Source organism: Hydrogenophaga sp. RAC07 (assembly GCF_001713375.1).
Lineage (GTDB): Bacteria > Pseudomonadota > Gammaproteobacteria > Burkholderiales > Burkholderiaceae_C > Hydrogenophaga.
This window is the reverse complement of the sequence record NZ_CP016449.1, coordinates 1,722,911-1,739,643: the sequence shown is the minus strand read 5'-3', so window position 1 is coordinate 1,739,643 and position 16,733 is coordinate 1,722,911. Positions and strand designations below refer to the sequence as shown.

Below are 16,733 nucleotides of genomic sequence, written 5' to 3'. Positions count from 1 at the left end.
AGGTTCACGTGCAGCACGTGTTTTCGTGTTGCAAGGCCGGGAGTTTGCACATGACCAATCTGACCATTTCCATCGACGAAGCCGTGGTGCGGCAGGCGCGGGTGCGCGCCATCCAGGAAGGCACTTCGGTGAGCGCCAAGGTGCGTGACTTCCTTGCGGTCTACGCCCAGGGCGGAATGCCTCAGCAAACCGCAGCTCAGGAGTTCATCGCCGCCGCCCGCAGCAGCGAAGCCAACCGGTCCGGCCAGCGCTGGAGCCGGGCAGATGCGCACGATCGGCCCTACCCGGGCGCGGCCGGAAAAGCGCCGGGCCGTTGATGATCTGTTTCTTCGACACCAACGTCCTCGTCTACTGCATGGACGCCGGTGATCCGGACCGGCAGGCCCGGGCCATCGAACGATTTGCACGCGCCTGCGAACAAGACACGGTTGTGCTCAGCGCCCAGGTGTTGCAGGAGTTCTACGCCGTCACCACCAAAAAGCTCCAGCCCCCACTGTCGCCCGCGGCCGCCCAGGCTCAGGTCGAACGTCTGGCCAGCTTCGAGGTGGTGGGCAGCTCGGCCATGAGCGTGCTTGAAGCCACCCGGCTCGCCGAACGGCACCAGTTGCAATGGTGGGACGCCCTCATTCTGGAAGCCGCGTTGCGCGCCCAGGCCGATGTGCTGGTGAGCGAAGACGGTCAGCACGGTCAACGCTTCGGCAAACTCACCGTCGAAAATCCGTTTCTCTAGAGTCCCCAACATGTCCACCGTCTTCAATTTCACCTTCGTCCCCTGGTTCCGCTCCGTCGCGCCCTACATCCACAAACACCGCGGCAACACGCTGGTGGTGGGCATCGCGGGCGAAGCCATCGAGGCCGGCAAGCTGCAGAACGTGGCGCAAGACCTCGCGCTCATCCAGAGCATGGGCGTGGAGATCGTGCTGGTGCACGGCTTTCGTCCGCAAGTCAACGAGCAGCTGCGCGCCAAAGGCCACGAGCCCAGGTACTCCCACGGCATGCGCATCACCGACTCGGTGGCTCTCGATTGCGCCCAGGAAGCCGCCGGCCAGCTGCGTTACGAGATCGAAGCTGCCTTCAGCCAGGGCCTGCCCAACACGCCCATGGCCGGTGCCACGGTGCGGGTGATTTCGGGCAACTTCATCACCGCACGTCCGGTGGGTTTGATGGACGGTGTGGACTTCCAGCACTCGGGCCTGGTGCGCAAGGTCGACACCGAAGGCATTCAGAGGACGCTGGACATGGGCGCGCTGGTGCTGCTCTCACCCTTCGGCTTCTCGCCCACCGGAGAAGCCTTCAACCTGACCATGGAAGACGTGGCGACCTCGGTGGCCATTGCACTGCAGGCCGACAAACTGATGTTCCTGACCGAAGTGCCCGGCCTGCGCGCCGACGTCGCCGACCCCGACAGCGACATCGACACCGAGATTCCCCTCGCTGACGCGAAAAAGCTGCTGGCCGGCTTGCCTGCACCCACCCAGCCCACCGACCCGGCGTTTTATCTGCAGCACTGCATCCGCGCTTGCGAAGGCGGCGTGGAGCGCAGCCACATCCTGCCGTTTGCGGTGGACGGTGCGCTGCTGCTGGAGATCTACACCCACGACGGATTCGGCACCATGGTGGTGGACGAAAAACTGGAGAGCGTGCGCGAAGCCACCATGGACGACGTGAGCGGCATCGTGGCGCTGATCGAGCCGTTCGAGAAAGACGGCACGCTGGTCAAGCGCGACCGCACCGAGATCGAACGCGACGCCGGCAACTACACCATCATCGAACACGACGGCGTGATCTTCGGCTGCGCTGCGCTCTATCCGTACCCGGAAGCACGCACGGGCGAAATGGCCGCGCTCACCGTGTCACCCGACACGCAGAGCCAGGGTGACGGCGAGCGGCTGCTCAAGCGCATCGAGGTGCGGGCCAAGGCCCAGGGCCTGCAAAGCATCTTCGTGCTCACCACGCGCACCATGCACTGGTTCATCAAACGGGGTTTCGTGCAGGTCAATGCCGACTGGCTGCCCGAAGCCCGCAAGCGCAAGTACAACTGGGACCGCAAGAGCCAGGTGCTGGTGAAGAAGCTGAGCTGACCGCCCAGCCCGGGTTCAGGCTGGCGCGCGCTTGAACCAGAGTGCGAGCGCTGCCAGCGCGATGGCCGTGAAGCTGATGAACGACCAGTTGGCGATCGACAGGCCCAAGAAGGTCCAGTCGATCACCGAGCAATCGCCGCTGCCGCGAAAAATCATGGGGATGGCACGCCGCAGCGGAAAGGATTCGATCATCCCGAAGAGGTCGCGCCCGCAGCTCATGATTTCGGGCGGGTTCCACTGCAACCAACTCTGACGGGCGGCCACGAACGCACCGAACAGGGCAAGCACGCCCATCTTGATGATGCCCCCCAACACCCAGAAGCGGCTGCGCAGAAACGCCGACACACCGGCCACCAGTGCCACCGCGATCAGCGCATAACGCTGCACGATGCACATGGGGCAAGGCTCCAGCCCCACCACATGCTGCAGGTACAGGCCAAACGCCAGCATGCCGATGCACACCAGGGCGATCAGGCCCAGGATCTGGCGGGGGTAACGTTCAAAAAACGAGGGACTGACGGTCGGGATGGTGGTGATCAAGGCGGGACCTGTGGTGAAGGAAAGCTTCGGGACTGAGCCGACAAGCCCGGATCAAGTTCCGGCGAACGCCCGTTCGATCACGAAAGCGCCCGGGCGGCTGGTGTTGCCTTCTTCAAAGCCCAGCTTCTCGGCCAGCGCCTTGAGGTCGCGCAGCATCTCGGGGCTGCCACAGATCATGATGCGGTCTTCCGCGGGGTTCAGCATGGGAATGCCCAGGTCTTTGGCGACCTGACCCTCGGCCAGCAGTTGCGGAATGCGGCCCTGGTGCACGAACGGCTCGCGCGTGACCGTGGGGTAGTACAGCAGCTTCTGCTGGACCATCTCGCCCAGGAACTCGTCGTGGGTCAGGGTGTCGCTGAGGTACTCGCGGTAAGCCAGCTCCTTCACTTGCCGAACGCCATGGATGAGCACCACCTGTTCGTAACGCTCGTAGGTTTCCGGGTCGCGGATGACGCTGAGGAAAGGCGCCAGGCCGGTGCCGGTGGCCAGCAAATACAGGCGTTTGCCGGGCAGCAAATAGTCGATCAGCAGCGTGCCGGTGGGCTTGCGACCCACGATGATGGTGTCGCCGACCTGGATGTGTTGCAGGCGCGAGGTGAGCGGGCCGTCGGGCACCTTGATGCTCAGGAACTCGAGGTGGTCGGCGTAATTGGGGCTGACGATGCTGTAGGCGCGCAGCAGCGGCTTGTCGTTCACGCGCAGGCCGATCATGGTGAAGTGGCCGTTGGAGAAGCGCAGCGACGCGTCTCGCGTGGTGGTGAAGCTGAACAGCCGGTCGGTCCAATGGTGAACGCTGAGCACGCGCTCTTCCTGAAATGCACTCATGGGGGGTCCTGTGGAGGCGAAGGGGTCTATTGTAAAAAGGCGCCGAGGCAACACGCCCACCATGGGCTTGGCACTCGGTCGATCATGCGGGCTGCGGCCCTGAAGTCTTTGCGGTCGATCAAAGGTTGCTACAGTCGCCCTCTGCCGCACGAAGCCCGCATCATGCCGGCCTTCGCAAGCCACTGGAACGAATAATTTCTTCCATTCGATATAACCAAATCATCTGACCCCTACCCAAGGACACCCCATGGCACGCACCGTCAACTGCATCAAGCTCGGCAAGGAAGCCGAAGGCCTGGACTTCCCGCCCTACCCCGGCGAGCTGGGCAAGCGCATCTATGAAAGCGTGAGCAAGGAAGCCTGGGCCGCCTGGCTCAAGCACCAGACCATGCTGCTCAACGAGAACCGCCTGAACCTGGCCGACGCGCGCGCGCGCCAGTACCTGGCCCGCCAGATGGAAAAGCACTTCTTCGGCGAAGGTGCCGACGCGGCGGCCGGCTACGTGCCGCCGCCCGCGGCCTGAGCGCCCGTCCCTGCCTTCGCACCGCACTTCCATGCCTGACGCCCTTCGCCATGCACTGGTGATCGGCGCCGGTCTGGCGGGTGCGGCGGTCACATCGGCGCTGGCGCAGCGAGGCTGGCGCGTCACGCTGCTGGACGCAGCCAGTGGCCCGGCCCACGGCGCCTCGGGTCTGCCCGTGGGCATGCTCAGTCGCCACGTCACGCGCTCCCCCACCCCGCTTTCGCGCTTGTCAGCCCTCGGCGTGGCGCACACGCTGGCCGAACTGCGGCGGCTCGTGCCGCAGGGCGCTGGCTGGCAGGCCTGCGAGGTGGACAACCTCGGACACGATCCTGGCCGCTGGCCCGCCACGCTGGTGCGTCCGGCTGCGCTGGTGCACGCCATGATCCGGGAATCCGAGGCCCTGGGCGCGCTCACCCAGCAATGGAACGCGCCGGTGCAGCGCCTGATCAGCGTGCCGAGCGACGACTCAACCCCCCTTTGGCAAGCCTGGGACGCGGAGGGCCGCTGCATGGGCGAGGCACCTGTCGTTGTCGTGGCCGCCGCGCTGGGCAGCGTGGAGCTGCTCACCGGCAACACGGGCTGGATGTCGATGGACGACCTGCCGTTGAACCCGGTCAAGGGTCAGATGAGCCTGGGTCCGCAGGCAGGTGAGGCCTTGGCGGAATGGCCCCGGCGCAACGATGGGGTGTTTGTTCCGCAATACCGTGACGAAGGCCTTCCGCCGACCTGGCCGGGTGCGATCTGGGCCATGGGTTCAAGCTTCGAGCGTGGCCTGCGCGACACCAGGGTCACCACCGAGGCCCACGAGCGCAACGCCCGCAGCCTGCAGACCATCCACCCGGCGGCAGCGCAACACCTGCGCAGCGAGCTGGCGCAAGGCAGATTGTTGGGCTGGTCACAGGTGCGTTGCGCTTCGCTCGACCGGTTGCCGCTGGTGGGCGCCGCACCGGACGCTCGGGCACTGAGCCAGCAGTTGTCAGCAGGTCGCGCCCAGCGTCAGCGCATGGCGCTGGCCGAAGTGCCTCGCTGGCCGGGGCTGCACTTGCTGTGCGCCATGGGTTCGCGCGGCATCACGCTGGCGCCTTGGTGCGCCACGCAATTGGCCATGCAGATCAACGGAGAGGCCTCTGACGTGGACCCGGCGCTGATCGCGGTTCTTGACCCGGCGCGGTTTGCGATCAAGAACGCGCGGCGCCAGGTCGGCGCGCCGGAGCGGTCTACAGCAGGTTGAGCCAGACGGAAATCTCGGGCGGCTGAATCGGCCGCGCCAGCAAGGCGGAAATGCCGGCGCGCTGGGCGTTGCGCCGCACCCGCCGTCGGCTCCACCAGCCCGCCAGCGGGCCGGCCAGTTCACTGGTGGCCAGCGTCAGCGCTTTGGGGTTGTGCTCGGCAAAGAGGCGCATCAAGGACCAGACATCCAGTTGCGGGTCGTCAAGGTTGAACACACCGCAGATGTAGTCGTTGCGGACAATGATGGAAATTGCCGCTTCTGTGGTGGTCACCTCGTCCACCTGGGCCACGCCCGCCAGCGCCAGCCGGGTGCGCAGGTAGGTGCGCTCCTGCTCGTCGGCACCCACCACCAGGGCGCGGCGCACGCCGATCACGTCTTCGCCAAAGGCCGGATCCAGCGGCGCGGGCGCCGTCACGTCCAGGTCGAGCAGTCCGGAGTCGGCCTGGTTGGCCGCGTACACCGCGTCCAGGTCGTGCAGCACGGCGGCCCAGTCGATCGGGCGGTCCATCACGCGCCAGGCGTGTTCCGGCGCATCCTTGCCGACCCAGATCAGTCGCTGTCCGGTCGGCATTTCCTTGGCGTGAGACAGGACCGCTTCGGCACTTTCGCCGTCCACCAACGCCACTTCCGACACACCCTTGGGCGCGGCCACACCGGGCGCAGTCAAGGGGACATAAGGTGCGTACGACAGATCGCGGGATTGGGAGAGGCGAAACACCGTGTTCAAGGCGTGGCGCTCCACATCGGAGAAGCCCACCACACTGACCAGAACACGCTGTTTTTGCATGGCGGCGATGTTACGTCACTGCATGCTGATGGAGCAGCACTTGCGTCGCCTCAGCGCCCGGGTCGTGTGATGCCACACGCGCGGCCTTCTATATTCGTCTGGGGCATACCCCCATGAAGAAAAAATCGTTTGGGATATATGCACGGCTCCGTACAGTCGCGCCCATGCCTGACATCGCCATCATCCTGGCCGGATTCGCCGTGGGACTCATCGTGGGTCTCACCGGTGTGGGTGGCGGTTCGCTCATGACGCCCATCCTGATCTTCTTCTTCGGCGTCAAACCCTACCTTGCGGTGGGAACCGACCTGCTGTTTGCGGCCTTCACCAAGATGGGCGGTACCGTCAGCCTGGCGCGCCAGAAGCTCGTCCCCTGGCGCGTGGTGGGCCAGCTCTGCGCGGGCAGCATCCCTGCGGCAATGATCACCCTGGGCGCCCTGCACCAGCTCGGCCCGGCCAGCCCGCTGGTGCAGTCGCTCATGACCACCACCCTGGGCGTGGCCCTGCTGCTCACGGCCGCCGCCATGCTCTACAAAGCTGCGCGCGGCAAACAACTGCCCCGCACCCTCGCAGAAGGCCAGCTCGAGAACGCCACCCACGCCCGCCACTGGAGCTTGCCGGTCCTGTTTGGCGCGGTGATCGGCACCCTGGTCACGCTCACCTCGGTCGGCGCGGGCGCCATCGGTGTGTCGGTGCTGCTGCTGTTGTTTCCTTTGCTGCCGCTGCCGCGCATCGTGGCCGCCGACATCGCCTACGCCGTGCCGCTCACGCTGGTGGCCGGCCTGGGCCACGCGAGCATGGGCTCGGTGGACTGGCCTTTGCTGGGCAAGCTGCTCGCGGGCTCGCTGCCCGGCATCTGGCTCGGCACGCGCCTCATGCGTCACACACCCGAGCGCCTGGTGCGCTCGGCGCTCTCGGTGTTGCTGGCCTACGCCGGCTTCAAATTGATCGCTCTCTGATTTTTCCGCCCACGACGACGTACCCACGATGTACCAATATTCCGACTTTGACCGCCAGTTCGTCCAGTTGCGTGCCGACCAGTTCCGCGACCAGCTCACCCGCTGGCAGGCCGGCACGCTGAAGGAAGACGAGTTCAAGCCGCTGCGCCTGCAAAACGGCTGGTACGTGCAGCGCTTCGCGCCCATGCTGCGCGTGGCCGTGCCCTACGGCGAGATCAACAGCGCCCAGCTCAAGGTGCTGGCGAAGATCGCTCGCGACTTCGACCACAAGGAAGAGCACGACGTGTCCAAGGCCAACGCCGGCCTCTCCGAAGTGCCCACCCTGCCCGACCGTTGCGGCCACTTCACGACGCGCCAGAACGTGCAGTACAACTGGATCCCGCTGGCGCGCTCGGCCGACGTGATGGACCTGCTGGCCAGCGTGGGCATGCACGGCATCCAGACCAGCGGCAACTGCATCCGCAACATCACCACCGACGCACTCGCCGGCATCGCCGTGGACGAGGTCGCCGACCCGCGGCCGTTTGCCGAAATCATGCGCCAGTGGAGCACACTGCACCCCGAGTTCGCCTTCCTGCCGCGCAAGTTCAAGGTCGCCATCACCGGTGCACGCGAAGACCGTGCCGCCACCGCCTGGCACGACGTGGGCCTGCGCCTGCTGCGCGATGTGGACGGTGAGCTGGGCTTTCAGGTGCGCGTGGGCGGCGGCATGGGCCGCACACCCATCATCGGCAGCGTGATCCGCGAGTTTTTGCCCTGGCACCAGATCCTCAACTACCTTGAAGCCGTGGTGCGCGCCTACAACCGCTTCGGCCGCCGCGACAACATCTACAAGGCCCGCATCAAGATCCTGGTGAAGGCCGAGGGCCAGGCTTTCACCGACCAGGTGGAAGCCGAGTACCGCGACATCATCGAGAAAGACGGCGCGCCTCACACCATCAGCCAGGCCGAGCTCGACCGCGTGAGCGCCTTCTTTGTGCCGCCCCAGCTCAAGTGCGATCGCAAGAGCGCCGACGCGAAAATTGCCCACATCCTCAAGGCTGCGGCCGAGGACGACATGGAGTTCAGCCGCTGGCTCACGCAGAACGTGAAGCCGCACCAGAACCCCGACCTGCGCGCGGTCACCTTGTCGTTCAAGCGCTTCGGCCAGGCCCCCGGCGACGCCACGGCCGAACAACTGGAGCGTGCGGCGGACCTGGCCGAGCGCTTCTCGGCCGGCGAGGCCCGCGTGACGCACGAGCAAAACCTGCTGCTGCCCTGGGTGCGTTGCGACCAGCTGCCAGAACTCTGGCGCGAAGCCCGCCGCCTGGGCCTGGCCAAACCCAACATCGGCCTGCTGACCGACATGATCGCCTGCCCCGGTGGCGATTTTTGCGACCTCGCCAACGCGCGTTCGCTCCCCTTGGCACAGGCCATCCTGGGCCGCTACAAAGACCTCGACGAACTGCACGACCTGGGCGAAATCGACCTGCACATCAGTGGCTGCATCAACAGCTGCGGCCACCACCACAGCGGGCACATCGGCATCCTGGGCGTCGACAAGGACGGCCAGGAGTGGTACCAGGTCACGCTCGGTGGCTCGGACGGCACGCGCCTGTCGGGCGAGTCCACCCCGGGCAAGGTGATCGGCCCGTCGTTTGCCGCGAGCGAAGTACCCGACGTGATCGAGGCGCTGCTCGACACCTACCGAGCACAACGCACTGGCACCGAAACCTTCGTGGCCACGCTGCGCCGCACCGGCGCCGATCCGTTCAAGACCGCCGCCAACGCGGTGCGCACGAGCACGGCCCGCGCCGCCGCCTGAGGACCGAGACCATGAGCACAACCCTTCAACTCTTCAGCGCAGACGCATTCGTGGCCACCGAGGACGAGGCTCAGCGCCTCTCTTTCGCCAACGACACCGACCCGCGCGAGGCCGACCTCGGCGGCGTAACCGTGATCGAGCTGCACTTTCCCAAGTTCAACGATGGCCGCGCGTTCAGCCAGGCTTTCCTGCTGCGCCGCCGCCTCGGCTTCACCGGCGAGATCCGCGCCACCGGTGATGTGCTGATCGACCAGCTGGTGCAGATGCAGCGCAGCGGCTTCACGCAAGCTGTGTTGCGAGCCGACCAGAACCTGGCCCACGGCCAGGCGCTGCTGGCGCACTACCCCGCCTTCTACCAGGGCGATGCGGTGCACACCGCACCCCATTTCGCCACCGCCTGAAAGCGAAAAGAGCCGTTGCCATGACCGCTTTAGCCCTCTACGACAAGCCCTCGCCCGACTTTGCTGCCAAGGTCGCGCGCAGCATCGGTCTGCTGCGCGAAACCGCCGCCAGCCACCCCAGGTTGACCCAGGCCTCCAGCCTGGGCGCCGAAGACATGGTGGTCACGCACCTGCTGCACCTGGCCGACATCGAGGCCAGTGTGTTCGTGCTCGAGACCGGCAAGCTGCACGCCGAGACGCTTGCGTTGATCCCCCGGATCGAGCGGCGCTACGGAATCAGCGTTCAGGTTTTCCGTCCCCGGCAGGAATCGGTCATCCACTTCGTGCGCAAGAACGGCGAAGAGGCGATGTACCAGAGCATCGAGCTGCGCAAAGCCTGCTGCGACATCCGCAAGATGGAGCCGCTGGCGCGTGCACTCGCCGGGCACGACGGCTGGATCACCGGTTTGCGCCGCGAACAATCCAACGCGCGCGCCGAGGTGGGTGAAGTCATCCAGGAAGTCGAGCGCGTCAAGATCAGCCCCATCGTCGAGTGGACCTGGGGCGACGTGTGGCACTTCATCGGCTTGCACGGCCTGGACTACAACTCCCTGCACGACCAGTTTTTTCCCAGCATCGGCTGCGCGCCCTGCACCCGCGCCATCAGCGTCGGCGAAGACTTCCGCGCCGGCCGCTGGTGGTGGGAACAGGAAAGCGCCAAGGAATGCGGCCTGCACGTGCAGCCCGCCACGTCTTCCCTCGTGTCATCCATCGAACGGACCCCCTCATGAACGCCCGCACCGAAACCGCCGTGATCCAGACCGCCCTGCAACACGCCGGTGATCACCACCTGAGCAACGCCCACCTGGACGCGCTCGAAGAAGAAACCATCTTCATCCTGCGCGAAGTCGCGGCCGCCTTCGAGCGCCCGACCCTGCTGTTCTCGGGCGGCAAGGATTCGCTGGTCATGCTCAAGTGCGCCGAGAAGGCCTTTGGCGCGGGCCGCATCCCTTACCCGCTGTTGATGATCGACACCGGTCACAACTTCCCCGAAGTCACTGCCTTCCGCGACCAGCGCGCCAAAGAGCTCGGCGCCGAGTTGATCGTGCGCAACGTCGAAGACTCGATGGCGCGCGGCACGGTGCGTCTGGCCCACCCGGGCGAAAGCCGCAACGTGCACCAGTCGGTCACCTTGCTGGAAGCCATCGAAGAGTTCCGCTTTGACGCACTCATTGGCGGTGCTCGTCGCGACGAGGAAAAGGCCCGCGCCAAGGAGCGCATCTTTTCTCACCGCGACGGCTTCGGCCAGTGGCAGCCCAAGGCCCAGCGCCCCGAACTCTGGACCCTGTTCAACACCCGGCTGCAACCCGGCGAGCACTTTCGCGTGTTCCCCATCAGCAACTGGACCGAGCTCGATGTGTGGCAGTACATCGCCCGCGAGAACATCGCCCTGCCCTCGATCTACTACACGCACCAGCGCGAGGTGGTGGACCGCCGCGGCCTGCTCGTGCCGGTGACCGAACTCACGCCACCACGCGACGGCGAGACCGTGCAGCTGCGCGACGTGCGCTTTCGCACCGTGGGTGACATCACCTGCACCTGCCCGGTGGAGAGCCTGGCCGCCACGGCCGACGACATCGTGATCGAGACGCTGGCCGCCGAGGTGAGCGAGCGCGGCGCCACGCGCATGGACGACAAGACGTCCGACGCCTCCATGGAAAAACGCAAGAAAGATGGGTACTTCTGATGACCACCGCCTCCAACACCGCTGCTCGAACCGAGCCAGTCAAAGCCCTCGTGGGGGACACGCGCTCCGCCCTGCGCCTCATCACCTGCGGTAGCGTCGACGACGGCAAGAGCACTCTCATCGGACGCTTGCTGGTCGACAGCAAGGCCGTGCTGCAAGACCACCTGGCCGGCGTGCAGCGCCATGGCCAGACCGATCTGGCCCTGTTGACCGACGGTCTCTCGGCCGAGCGCGAACAAGGCATCACCATCGACGTGGCCTACCGGTACTTCAGCACCGAAGCGCGCAAATTCATCATCGGTGACGCGCCCGGCCACGAGCAGTACACACGCAACATGGTGACCGCCGCATCCAGCGCCGACGCTGCCGTGGTGCTGGTCGACGCCACCAAGCTGGCCTGGGCCGATGCCGCGCTCAAACTGCTGCCGCAGACGCGCCGCCACAGCCTGCTGCTCAAGCTGCTGCGCGTGCCCTCGGTGGTGTTCGCCATCAACAAGCTCGACGCGGTTGAAGACAGCGCCGTGGCGTTTGAACACATCGGCGCCGCACTGCGCACATTCGCCGCGCAAGCCGGCATCCCTGTCACGGCCGTGGTCCCCGTGTCCGCCCTCAAGGGCTGGAACGTGGTCGACGCCAGCGAACAGGCTGACTGGTGCGGATACAGCGGCCCCACGCTGCTCGAGATCCTCGAAGGTCTGCCCGTCACGCCGGCCGACAGCACGCTGCCCTTCGCCTTCGCCGTGCAGTGGGTGGAAAAATTCAGCAGCTCGGCCGACACCTCACAGGGCCGCCGCGTGTTCTGGGGCCGCGTGGCCACCGGTGGTGTGCAGGCCGGTCAGAACGTGCGCATCATGCCCAACGGCCAGACCGCCGTGGTCGCCCAGGTGCTCAACCATGTGCGCCATCCGCAGGCCGTGCTCGCGGGCCACAGCGCCGGCATCGTGCTGGACCGCGAGGTTGACGTCTCGCGTGGCGACTGGCTGCTGGCCGAAGACACCGAAGGGTCGCTGCCCGGCAACCGCGAAATCCGCGCCACCGTGGCCTGGCTGGACGACGAGACCCTGGTGCCCGGGCGCGTGTACTGGGCGCTGCATGGCCACCGCTGGGTCAAGGCCAAGATCAAGCGCATCGTGCACCGCCTGGACATCCACACCCTGGCGGAAGAAGACGCCACCCAGCTGGAGCCCAACGCCATCGGCCACATTGAACTGACACTGCAGGAGCCGCTGGTCACGCTGCCGTTTGCGCAGTCCCGGGCCCTGGGATCGCTGGTGCTGGTGGACACCGCGAGCCACCGCACGGCGGGCGCGTTGCTGGTGCAATGAGCCTCGCGCGAAAGCGCACGCGACCCGCTTCCCCTTAACTTGTGTCACGGCAAGGGCCATGGCCCGGCCCGCCCTCGCCGGAAACCCTAAAATCACGGCTTCCACCGATTCCCAAGACCACCATGACCCACGTTGTCACCGAAGCCTGCATCCGCTGCAAATACACCGACTGTGTCGACGTCTGCCCCGTGGACTGCTTCCGCGAAGGCCCCAACTTCCTCACCATCGATCCCGATGAGTGCATCGACTGTGCGGTGTGCATTCCTGAATGCCCGGTGAGCGCCATTTACGCAGAAGAAGACCTGCCCAAGGACCAGCTGCACATGACCCAGCTCAACGCCGATCTGGCGCAGTTGCCGGGCTGGAAGAGCATCACCAAACGCAAGGCACCGCTGCCCGATGCCGACGACTGGAAAGACCGCACCGGCAAACTGCCCGAGCTGCTGCGCTGAGCGGCATGGTCAGCGACGGTCCCATTGAAGCCGATGCGGTCGTCATCGGTGCAGGCCCGGTGGGTCTGTTCCAAGTGTTCGAGTTGGGCCTGCTGGAGATCAAGGCCCATGTGATCGATGCACTGCCCTTCCCGGGCGGTCAACCCGCAGAGCTCTACCCCGACAAGCCGATCTACGACATTCCGGCCATCCCGGTCTGCACCGGTCAGGAACTGGTCAACAACCTGCTCAAGCAGATTGAGCCCTTCGGCGCCACGTTCCACCTCGGACAAGAGGTGAGCACCGTTGAACAGCAGGTCGATGGCCGCTTCTTTGTGGCCACTTCCCAGGGCACACGCCTGCTCACCAAGACCTTGTTCATCGCGGCGGGAGTGGGGGCGTTCCAGCCGCGCGCGCTCAAGCTCGACGGCATCGAAGCGTTTGAACAGAAACAACTTTTCTACCGGATCACGTCGCCCGACGCTTGTGCCGGCCAGAACACCGTCATCTTGGGCGGTGGCGACACTGCGCTGGAGTGGGCCGCAACCCTCTCCATGCCAGGTCCCGGCAAGGCCAAAAGCGTGACCTTGATCCATCGACGCGATGCCTTTCAGGCCGCGCCCGCGAACATCGCGCGCATGCGCGAACTCTGCGAGCACGACAAGCTGCGCTTCATGGTCGGTCAGCCCACGGGGTTCACAACCGATGGCGATCGGCTCACCGCATTGCAGGTCACCGACCCGCAGGCCCAGACGCACAACGTGCCTGCCGATGTGTTTCTGGTCTTCCTGGGCCTGTCACCCAAGCTGGGACCCATTGCCGACTGGGGCCTGGACATCGAGCGAAAACAACTGGTGGTGGACACCGAGAAGTTCTCCACCAGCGTGCCCGGCATCTTCGCGGTGGGTGACATCAACACCTACCCCGGCAAGAAGAAGCTCATCCTCTCGGGATTTCACGAAGCCACACTCGCGGCCTTCGGTGCGGCACCCATCGTGTTCCCAGAGAAAAAGGTGATGCTTCAGTACACGACCACCAGCACGCAGTTGCACCGGGTGCTCGGCGTCACGCCTCCTGCGCTCGACTGAACGCGAGATATTTTTCGCAACTGAAGCCTCAGCTCAGAAAACGAAAAATTCAACGCTATAATTCGAGGCTGTTCCCTGATAGCTCAGTCGGTAGAGCGACGGACTGTTAATCCGCAGGTCCCTGGTTCGAGTCCAGGTCGGGGAGCCACCCAACATCCACTCAAAGGCCTTCTTGCGAAGGCCTTTGTTGTTTCTGCCTCTCTCGTTCTTGCATCTTCCATGCGCCCCTCCGGCCTTCATCTGATCCGAACCGCCTTCTGGTGCAGCGCCACCGTGCTGGCGATCGCCTCGCTGGTGCCGGTGGATCTGTTGCCGCAGCAAGCGGCAACCATCTGGGACAAGGGGCAACACACCTTCGGCTTTGGCTGGTTGGCGCTGGTGGGCCTGCTGGCCTACAGCCACAGGCCCTCGACCATGATCATTGCGTTGCTGGCGTATGGCGGCGTCATCGAACTCCTGCAGGCGGCCACAGGCTGGCGCTACGGCGAATGGCTCGACTTCCTGGCCGACGGCGTCGGCGTCCTGATCGGCGCAGCACTCTGGCTCCTGGTGCGGCGCCTCGCAACACCGCAGACCTGAGGCCAGCCGCACAATAGCGGCATGTCACACGCACCCCCGAACCGCGCCTTGCCCTGGCTGGAGCCCGGCGAGGCCTTTCCACCGGTGGAATCGGCCTGGGGCCCCAGCGACCCCGCACCGGGCCTGTTGGCCGCGGGTGGTGTGCTCGATGTGCCGTCACTGATCGCGGCCTACTCGCGCGGCATCTTCCCCTGGTTCAGCGCCGGACAGCCCATCCTGTGGTGGAGCACCGACCCGCGCATGGTGCTTCAGACACATGCGTTCCGCCTGCACCGGTCGCTGCGCAAGTCGATCCAGAAACTGCGCCTCGAAGGCCGACTGGACATTCGTTTTGACCACGACTTTGAGCGTGTGATCCGCGCCTGCGCGCACACCCCGCGCGACGGGCAGGACGGCACCTGGATCCTGCCGGCCATGGTGCAGGCCTACACGCGGCTGCACCACGCCGGCGTGGCGCACAGCGTGGAAACCTGGATCGATGGTGAACTGGCCGGCGGCTTGTATTGCATCAACCTCGGCGGCATGGTCTATGGCGAATCCATGTTCAGCCGCCAGAGCGATGCCTCGAAGATCGCGCTGGCCGCGCTCGTGGCCTTCTGCCGGGCCAAGGACCTGCCTCTGATCGATTGCCAGCAAAACACGCCGCACCTGGCCAGCCTGGGCGGGCAATTGATGCCGCGCGAGGCCTTCTGCCGACACGTGGGCGAGGCCATGTCGCGCCCCGCTCCCCGGTGGGAATTCCAGCCCATATACTGGCAAAACGTCATCCCTGAACACCGTCGGCCAGCGTGACCCACCTCAAAGAACTTCCGCTCCAGGCACTGCAGTTTTATGCGACGGCGCCCTATCCCTGCAGCTATCTGCCGGGACACCAGGCCCGCTCGCAGGTGGCCACGCCCAGCCACCTCATCCACAACGACGCCTACTCGGATCTGGTCACGCACGGCTTTCGACGCAGCGGCATGTTCACTTACCGGCCCTACTGCGACGGTTGCCAGGCCTGCGTGCCCTTGCGGGTGCCGGTCGCCAGTTTCAAACCCAGCCGCAGCCAGCGCCGGTCAAGGCTGCAGCATGCGCACCTGCAAACGCGCGTGCTCAAGCTGTGTTTCGTGCCTGAGCACTACCAGCTCTATCTGCGCTACCAGAACAGCCGGCACGCGGGTGGCGGCATGGACCACGACAGCATCGACCAGTACACGCAGTTTTTGCTGCAGAGCCGGGTCAACTCGCGCTTGATCGAATTCCACGAGCCTGGCGTCGATGGGCAGCCCTCGCGCCTGAAGATGATCTCCATCGTCGACGTGCTCAACGATGGCCTGTCGGCGGTCTACACCTTTTACGAACCGGAAGACAAAGCCAGCTACGGCACCTACAGCGTGCTGTGGCAGATCGAGCAGGCCCGGGCGCTGGACCTGCCGAACATCTACCTGGGGTACTGGATCGCCCAAAGCGGCAAGATGAGCTACAAGGCCGGTTTCCAGCCGCATGAATTGCTGCTGGACGGGCGCTGGGTTCCAGGCGTTTGAGTTGCACGGATCGGCACGCGTGACGCGTGCGCAACACGGCTTCTGATTTCACCTCGTAAAATTTCGGTCACACTTGCGCCATGACCAAACGTTCCGACTCCCTCCCCGCCACGCCCACGGTCCAGGTGATTGAACGCATGTTCAACCTGCTGGAGGTGCTCGCTTCCAAAGAGGAACCGGTGTCGCTGAAAGAGATCAGCGAAAAAACCGGGCTTCACCCATCCACGGCACACCGCATCCTCAACGATCTGACCATTGGCCGCTTCGTCGACCGACCCGAGGCCGGCAGTTACCGCCTCGGCATGCGGTTGCTGGAGTTGGGCAACCTGGTCAAAGCGCGCCTGAGCGTGCGCGATGCGGCCTTGCTGCCCATGCGCGAACTGCACAAACAGATCCAGCAACCCGTCAACCTGAGCGTGCGCCAGGGTGACGAGATCGTGTACGTGGAGCGCGCGTACAGCGAACGCTCCGGCATGCAGGTGGTGCGCGCCATTGGAGGACGAGCACCATTGCACCTCACGTCGGTGGGCAAGCTCTTCCTCGCCGACGACGAACCCCAACGCGTGCGCGCCTACGCCACGCGCACCGGGTTGGCGGGCAACACGCGCAACAGCCTCACCCAATTGCCGAGCCTGGAGCGCGAACTGGCGCAATGCCGCCAAGCGGGCCTGGCCCGCGACAACGAAGAGCTCGAATTGGGCGTGCGCTGCATGGCCGCAGGCATCTACGACGACCAGAACAAACTGGTGGCGGGGCTGTCCATCTCGGCGCCGGCGGACCGCATCGACGAGAGCTGGGTATCGAAACTCCGGAGCACCGCCGCTGAAATATCTTCGGCGCTGGGGTGTTCGCGTCCCGCGGGCTTGCCCGGTCGTTGAAGCGGCAAGCACCAACGCAAAACGGTCCGCAG

20 protein-coding genes and 1 tRNA gene are annotated in these 16,733 nt (G+C 65.4%); 18 read left to right on the top strand and 3 right to left on the bottom strand.

The genetic code is table 11. The annotated features are described in order from the left end of the window. The first annotated feature begins 50 nt into the window (after nucleotides 1–50). Genes BSY239_RS08145 through argA form a run of 3 tightly spaced genes read left to right on the top strand, consistent with a single transcriptional unit; the run spans nucleotide 51 to nucleotide 2,081 of the window. Entirely contained in the window at nucleotides 51–317 is a 267-nt protein-coding gene (locus BSY239_RS08145) for a DUF6364 family protein (RefSeq protein WP_069046400.1), read from the top strand. Next, nucleotides 317–730, top strand: coding sequence for a PIN domain-containing protein (locus tag BSY239_RS08140; RefSeq protein WP_069046399.1), 414 nt, complete (start codon nucleotides 317–319; stop codon nucleotides 728–730). Before BSY239_RS08145 ends, BSY239_RS08140 begins: the two co-directional genes overlap by 1 nt. A 10-nt stretch (nucleotides 731–740) precedes the next feature. After that, the gene (gene argA / locus BSY239_RS08135; RefSeq protein WP_069046398.1) at nucleotides 741–2,081 is read left to right on the top strand and encodes an amino-acid N-acetyltransferase; all 1,341 of its coding nucleotides are present in this window, start codon (nucleotides 741–743) and stop codon (nucleotides 2,079–2,081) included. 15 nt (nucleotides 2,082–2,096) lie between these two features. On the opposite strand, the gene BSY239_RS08130 is transcribed toward argA, so the two are convergent. Both BSY239_RS08130 and BSY239_RS08125 read right to left on the bottom strand, forming a co-directional pair. Then, nucleotides 2,097–2,618, bottom strand: coding sequence for a disulfide bond formation protein B (locus BSY239_RS08130; protein ID WP_236944191.1), 522 nt, complete (start codon nucleotides 2,616–2,618; stop codon nucleotides 2,097–2,099). Nucleotides 2,619–2,672: 54 nt separating this feature from the next. Next, the gene (locus BSY239_RS08125) at nucleotides 2,673–3,446 is read right to left on the bottom strand and encodes a ferredoxin--NADP reductase (protein WP_069046397.1); all 774 of its coding nucleotides are present in this window, start codon (nucleotides 3,444–3,446) and stop codon (nucleotides 2,673–2,675) included. 247 nt (nucleotides 3,447–3,693) lie between these two features. Here BSY239_RS08125 and BSY239_RS08120 point away from each other — a divergent pair, with 247 nt between their 5' ends. Both BSY239_RS08120 and BSY239_RS08115 read left to right on the top strand, forming a co-directional pair. Beyond that, the gene (locus BSY239_RS08120; RefSeq protein ID WP_069046396.1) at nucleotides 3,694–3,969 is read left to right on the top strand and encodes an oxidative damage protection protein; all 276 of its coding nucleotides are present in this window, start codon (nucleotides 3,694–3,696) and stop codon (nucleotides 3,967–3,969) included. A 31-nt stretch (nucleotides 3,970–4,000) separates the two neighbouring features. Beyond that, a complete protein-coding gene (locus BSY239_RS08115; protein WP_069046395.1) occupies nucleotides 4,001–5,200 on the top strand; it encodes an FAD-dependent oxidoreductase in 1,200 nt (399 codons plus the stop codon). On the opposite strand, the gene BSY239_RS08110 is transcribed toward BSY239_RS08115, so the two are convergent. Beyond that, a complete protein-coding gene (locus tag BSY239_RS08110) occupies nucleotides 5,187–5,987 on the bottom strand; it encodes a hypothetical protein (protein ID WP_069046394.1) in 801 nt (266 codons plus the stop codon). The genes BSY239_RS08115 and BSY239_RS08110 overlap by 14 nt on opposite strands. Before the next feature lie 164 nt (nucleotides 5,988–6,151). On the opposite strand from BSY239_RS08110, the gene BSY239_RS08105 reads away from it, so the two are divergent. From BSY239_RS08105 to BSY239_RS08045, 13 genes are all read left to right on the top strand, one after another. Then, nucleotides 6,152–6,943 carry a sulfite exporter TauE/SafE family protein gene (locus BSY239_RS08105; RefSeq protein WP_069046393.1) on the top strand — a complete coding sequence of 264 codons (792 nt, stop codon included), beginning with the start codon at nucleotides 6,152–6,154 and terminating at the stop codon, nucleotides 6,941–6,943. 28 nt (nucleotides 6,944–6,971) lie between these two features. Beyond that, on the top strand, nucleotides 6,972–8,747 hold the full coding sequence (locus BSY239_RS08100) for a nitrite/sulfite reductase (protein ID WP_069046392.1): 1,776 nt from the start codon (nucleotides 6,972–6,974) through the stop codon (nucleotides 8,745–8,747). 11 nt (nucleotides 8,748–8,758) lie between these two features. After that, complete coding sequence (locus BSY239_RS08095; RefSeq protein WP_069046391.1) at nucleotides 8,759–9,148, top strand: DUF934 domain-containing protein; 390 nt, start codon at nucleotides 8,759–8,761, stop codon at nucleotides 9,146–9,148. Nucleotides 9,149–9,168: 20 nt separating this feature from the next. Further along, nucleotides 9,169–9,918 (top strand): phosphoadenylyl-sulfate reductase, encoded by a 750-nt coding sequence (locus BSY239_RS08090; protein WP_069046390.1) that lies wholly within the window; start codon nucleotides 9,169–9,171, stop codon nucleotides 9,916–9,918. Next, a complete protein-coding gene (gene cysD, locus BSY239_RS08085; RefSeq protein ID WP_069046389.1) occupies nucleotides 9,915–10,874 on the top strand; it encodes a sulfate adenylyltransferase subunit CysD in 960 nt (319 codons plus the stop codon). Before BSY239_RS08090 ends, cysD begins: the two co-directional genes overlap by 4 nt. Next, nucleotides 10,874–12,199 carry a sulfate adenylyltransferase subunit 1 gene (locus BSY239_RS08080; RefSeq protein WP_069046388.1) on the top strand — a complete coding sequence of 442 codons (1,326 nt, stop codon included), beginning with the start codon at nucleotides 10,874–10,876 and terminating at the stop codon, nucleotides 12,197–12,199. Before cysD ends, BSY239_RS08080 begins: the two co-directional genes overlap by 1 nt. 122 nt (nucleotides 12,200–12,321) lie before the next feature. Next, complete coding sequence (gene fdxA / locus BSY239_RS08075) at nucleotides 12,322–12,651, top strand: ferredoxin FdxA (RefSeq protein ID WP_069046387.1); 330 nt, start codon at nucleotides 12,322–12,324, stop codon at nucleotides 12,649–12,651. A gap of 5 nt (nucleotides 12,652–12,656) precedes the next feature. Beyond that, nucleotides 12,657–13,718 (top strand): NAD(P)/FAD-dependent oxidoreductase, encoded by a 1,062-nt coding sequence (locus BSY239_RS08070; RefSeq protein ID WP_069046386.1) that lies wholly within the window; start codon nucleotides 12,657–12,659, stop codon nucleotides 13,716–13,718. A gap of 72 nt (nucleotides 13,719–13,790) precedes the next feature. Beyond that, nucleotides 13,791–13,866, top strand: a tRNA-Asn gene (locus tag BSY239_RS08065). A 71-nt stretch (nucleotides 13,867–13,937) separates the two neighbouring features. After that, nucleotides 13,938–14,297 carry a VanZ family protein gene (locus tag BSY239_RS08060; RefSeq protein WP_069046385.1) on the top strand — a complete coding sequence of 120 codons (360 nt, stop codon included), beginning with the start codon at nucleotides 13,938–13,940 and terminating at the stop codon, nucleotides 14,295–14,297. Nucleotides 14,298–14,318: 21 nt separating this feature from the next. Next, complete coding sequence (gene aat / locus BSY239_RS08055) at nucleotides 14,319–15,089, top strand: leucyl/phenylalanyl-tRNA--protein transferase (RefSeq protein ID WP_069046384.1); 771 nt, start codon at nucleotides 14,319–14,321, stop codon at nucleotides 15,087–15,089. Beyond that, on the top strand, nucleotides 15,086–15,823 hold the full coding sequence (locus BSY239_RS08050) for an arginyltransferase (RefSeq protein WP_069046383.1): 738 nt from the start codon (nucleotides 15,086–15,088) through the stop codon (nucleotides 15,821–15,823). The genes aat and BSY239_RS08050 overlap by 4 nt, the downstream gene beginning before the upstream one ends. An 80-nt stretch (nucleotides 15,824–15,903) precedes the next feature. Beyond that, a complete protein-coding gene (locus tag BSY239_RS08045) occupies nucleotides 15,904–16,701 on the top strand; it encodes an IclR family transcriptional regulator (protein WP_069046382.1) in 798 nt (265 codons plus the stop codon). Nucleotides 16,702–16,733: the final 32 nt, after the last annotated feature.

What these genes read in the sequence shown, in the direction of transcription:
- BSY239_RS08120 (WP_069046396.1), top strand. Translation starts at nt 3,694, where the DNA reads ATGGCACGCACCGTCAACTGCATCAAGCTCGGCAAGGAAGCCGAAGGC.
- BSY239_RS08100 (WP_069046392.1), top strand. Translation starts at nt 6,972, where the DNA reads ATGTACCAATATTCCGACTTTGACCGCCAGTTCGTCCAGTTGCGTGCC.
- argA (WP_069046398.1), top strand. Translation starts at nt 741, where the DNA reads ATGTCCACCGTCTTCAATTTCACCTTCGTCCCCTGGTTCCGCTCCGTC.
- BSY239_RS08140 (WP_069046399.1), top strand. Translation starts at nt 317, where the DNA reads ATGATCTGTTTCTTCGACACCAACGTCCTCGTCTACTGCATGGACGCC.
- fdxA (WP_069046387.1), top strand. Translation starts at nt 12,322, where the DNA reads ATGACCCACGTTGTCACCGAAGCCTGCATCCGCTGCAAATACACCGAC.
- BSY239_RS08045 (WP_069046382.1), top strand. Translation starts at nt 15,904, where the DNA reads ATGACCAAACGTTCCGACTCCCTCCCCGCCACGCCCACGGTCCAGGTG.
- BSY239_RS08145 (WP_069046400.1), top strand. Translation starts at nt 51, where the DNA reads ATGACCAATCTGACCATTTCCATCGACGAAGCCGTGGTGCGGCAGGCG.
- BSY239_RS08115 (WP_069046395.1), top strand. Translation starts at nt 4,001, where the DNA reads ATGCCTGACGCCCTTCGCCATGCACTGGTGATCGGCGCCGGTCTGGCG.
- cysD (WP_069046389.1), top strand. Translation starts at nt 9,915, where the DNA reads ATGAACGCCCGCACCGAAACCGCCGTGATCCAGACCGCCCTGCAACAC.
- BSY239_RS08110 (WP_069046394.1), bottom strand. Translation starts at nt 5,987, where the DNA reads ATGCAAAAACAGCGTGTTCTGGTCAGTGTGGTGGGCTTCTCCGATGTG.
- BSY239_RS08070 (WP_069046386.1), top strand. Translation starts at nt 12,657, where the DNA reads ATGGTCAGCGACGGTCCCATTGAAGCCGATGCGGTCGTCATCGGTGCA.
- BSY239_RS08105 (WP_069046393.1), top strand. Translation starts at nt 6,152, where the DNA reads ATGCCTGACATCGCCATCATCCTGGCCGGATTCGCCGTGGGACTCATC.
- aat (WP_069046384.1), top strand. Translation starts at nt 14,319, where the DNA reads ATGTCACACGCACCCCCGAACCGCGCCTTGCCCTGGCTGGAGCCCGGC.
- BSY239_RS08095 (WP_069046391.1), top strand. Translation starts at nt 8,759, where the DNA reads ATGAGCACAACCCTTCAACTCTTCAGCGCAGACGCATTCGTGGCCACC.
- BSY239_RS08125 (WP_069046397.1), bottom strand. Translation starts at nt 3,446, where the DNA reads ATGAGTGCATTTCAGGAAGAGCGCGTGCTCAGCGTTCACCATTGGACC.
- BSY239_RS08060 (WP_069046385.1), top strand. Translation starts at nt 13,938, where the DNA reads ATGCGCCCCTCCGGCCTTCATCTGATCCGAACCGCCTTCTGGTGCAGC.
- BSY239_RS08080 (WP_069046388.1), top strand. Translation starts at nt 10,874, where the DNA reads ATGACCACCGCCTCCAACACCGCTGCTCGAACCGAGCCAGTCAAAGCC.
- BSY239_RS08090 (WP_069046390.1), top strand. Translation starts at nt 9,169, where the DNA reads ATGACCGCTTTAGCCCTCTACGACAAGCCCTCGCCCGACTTTGCTGCC.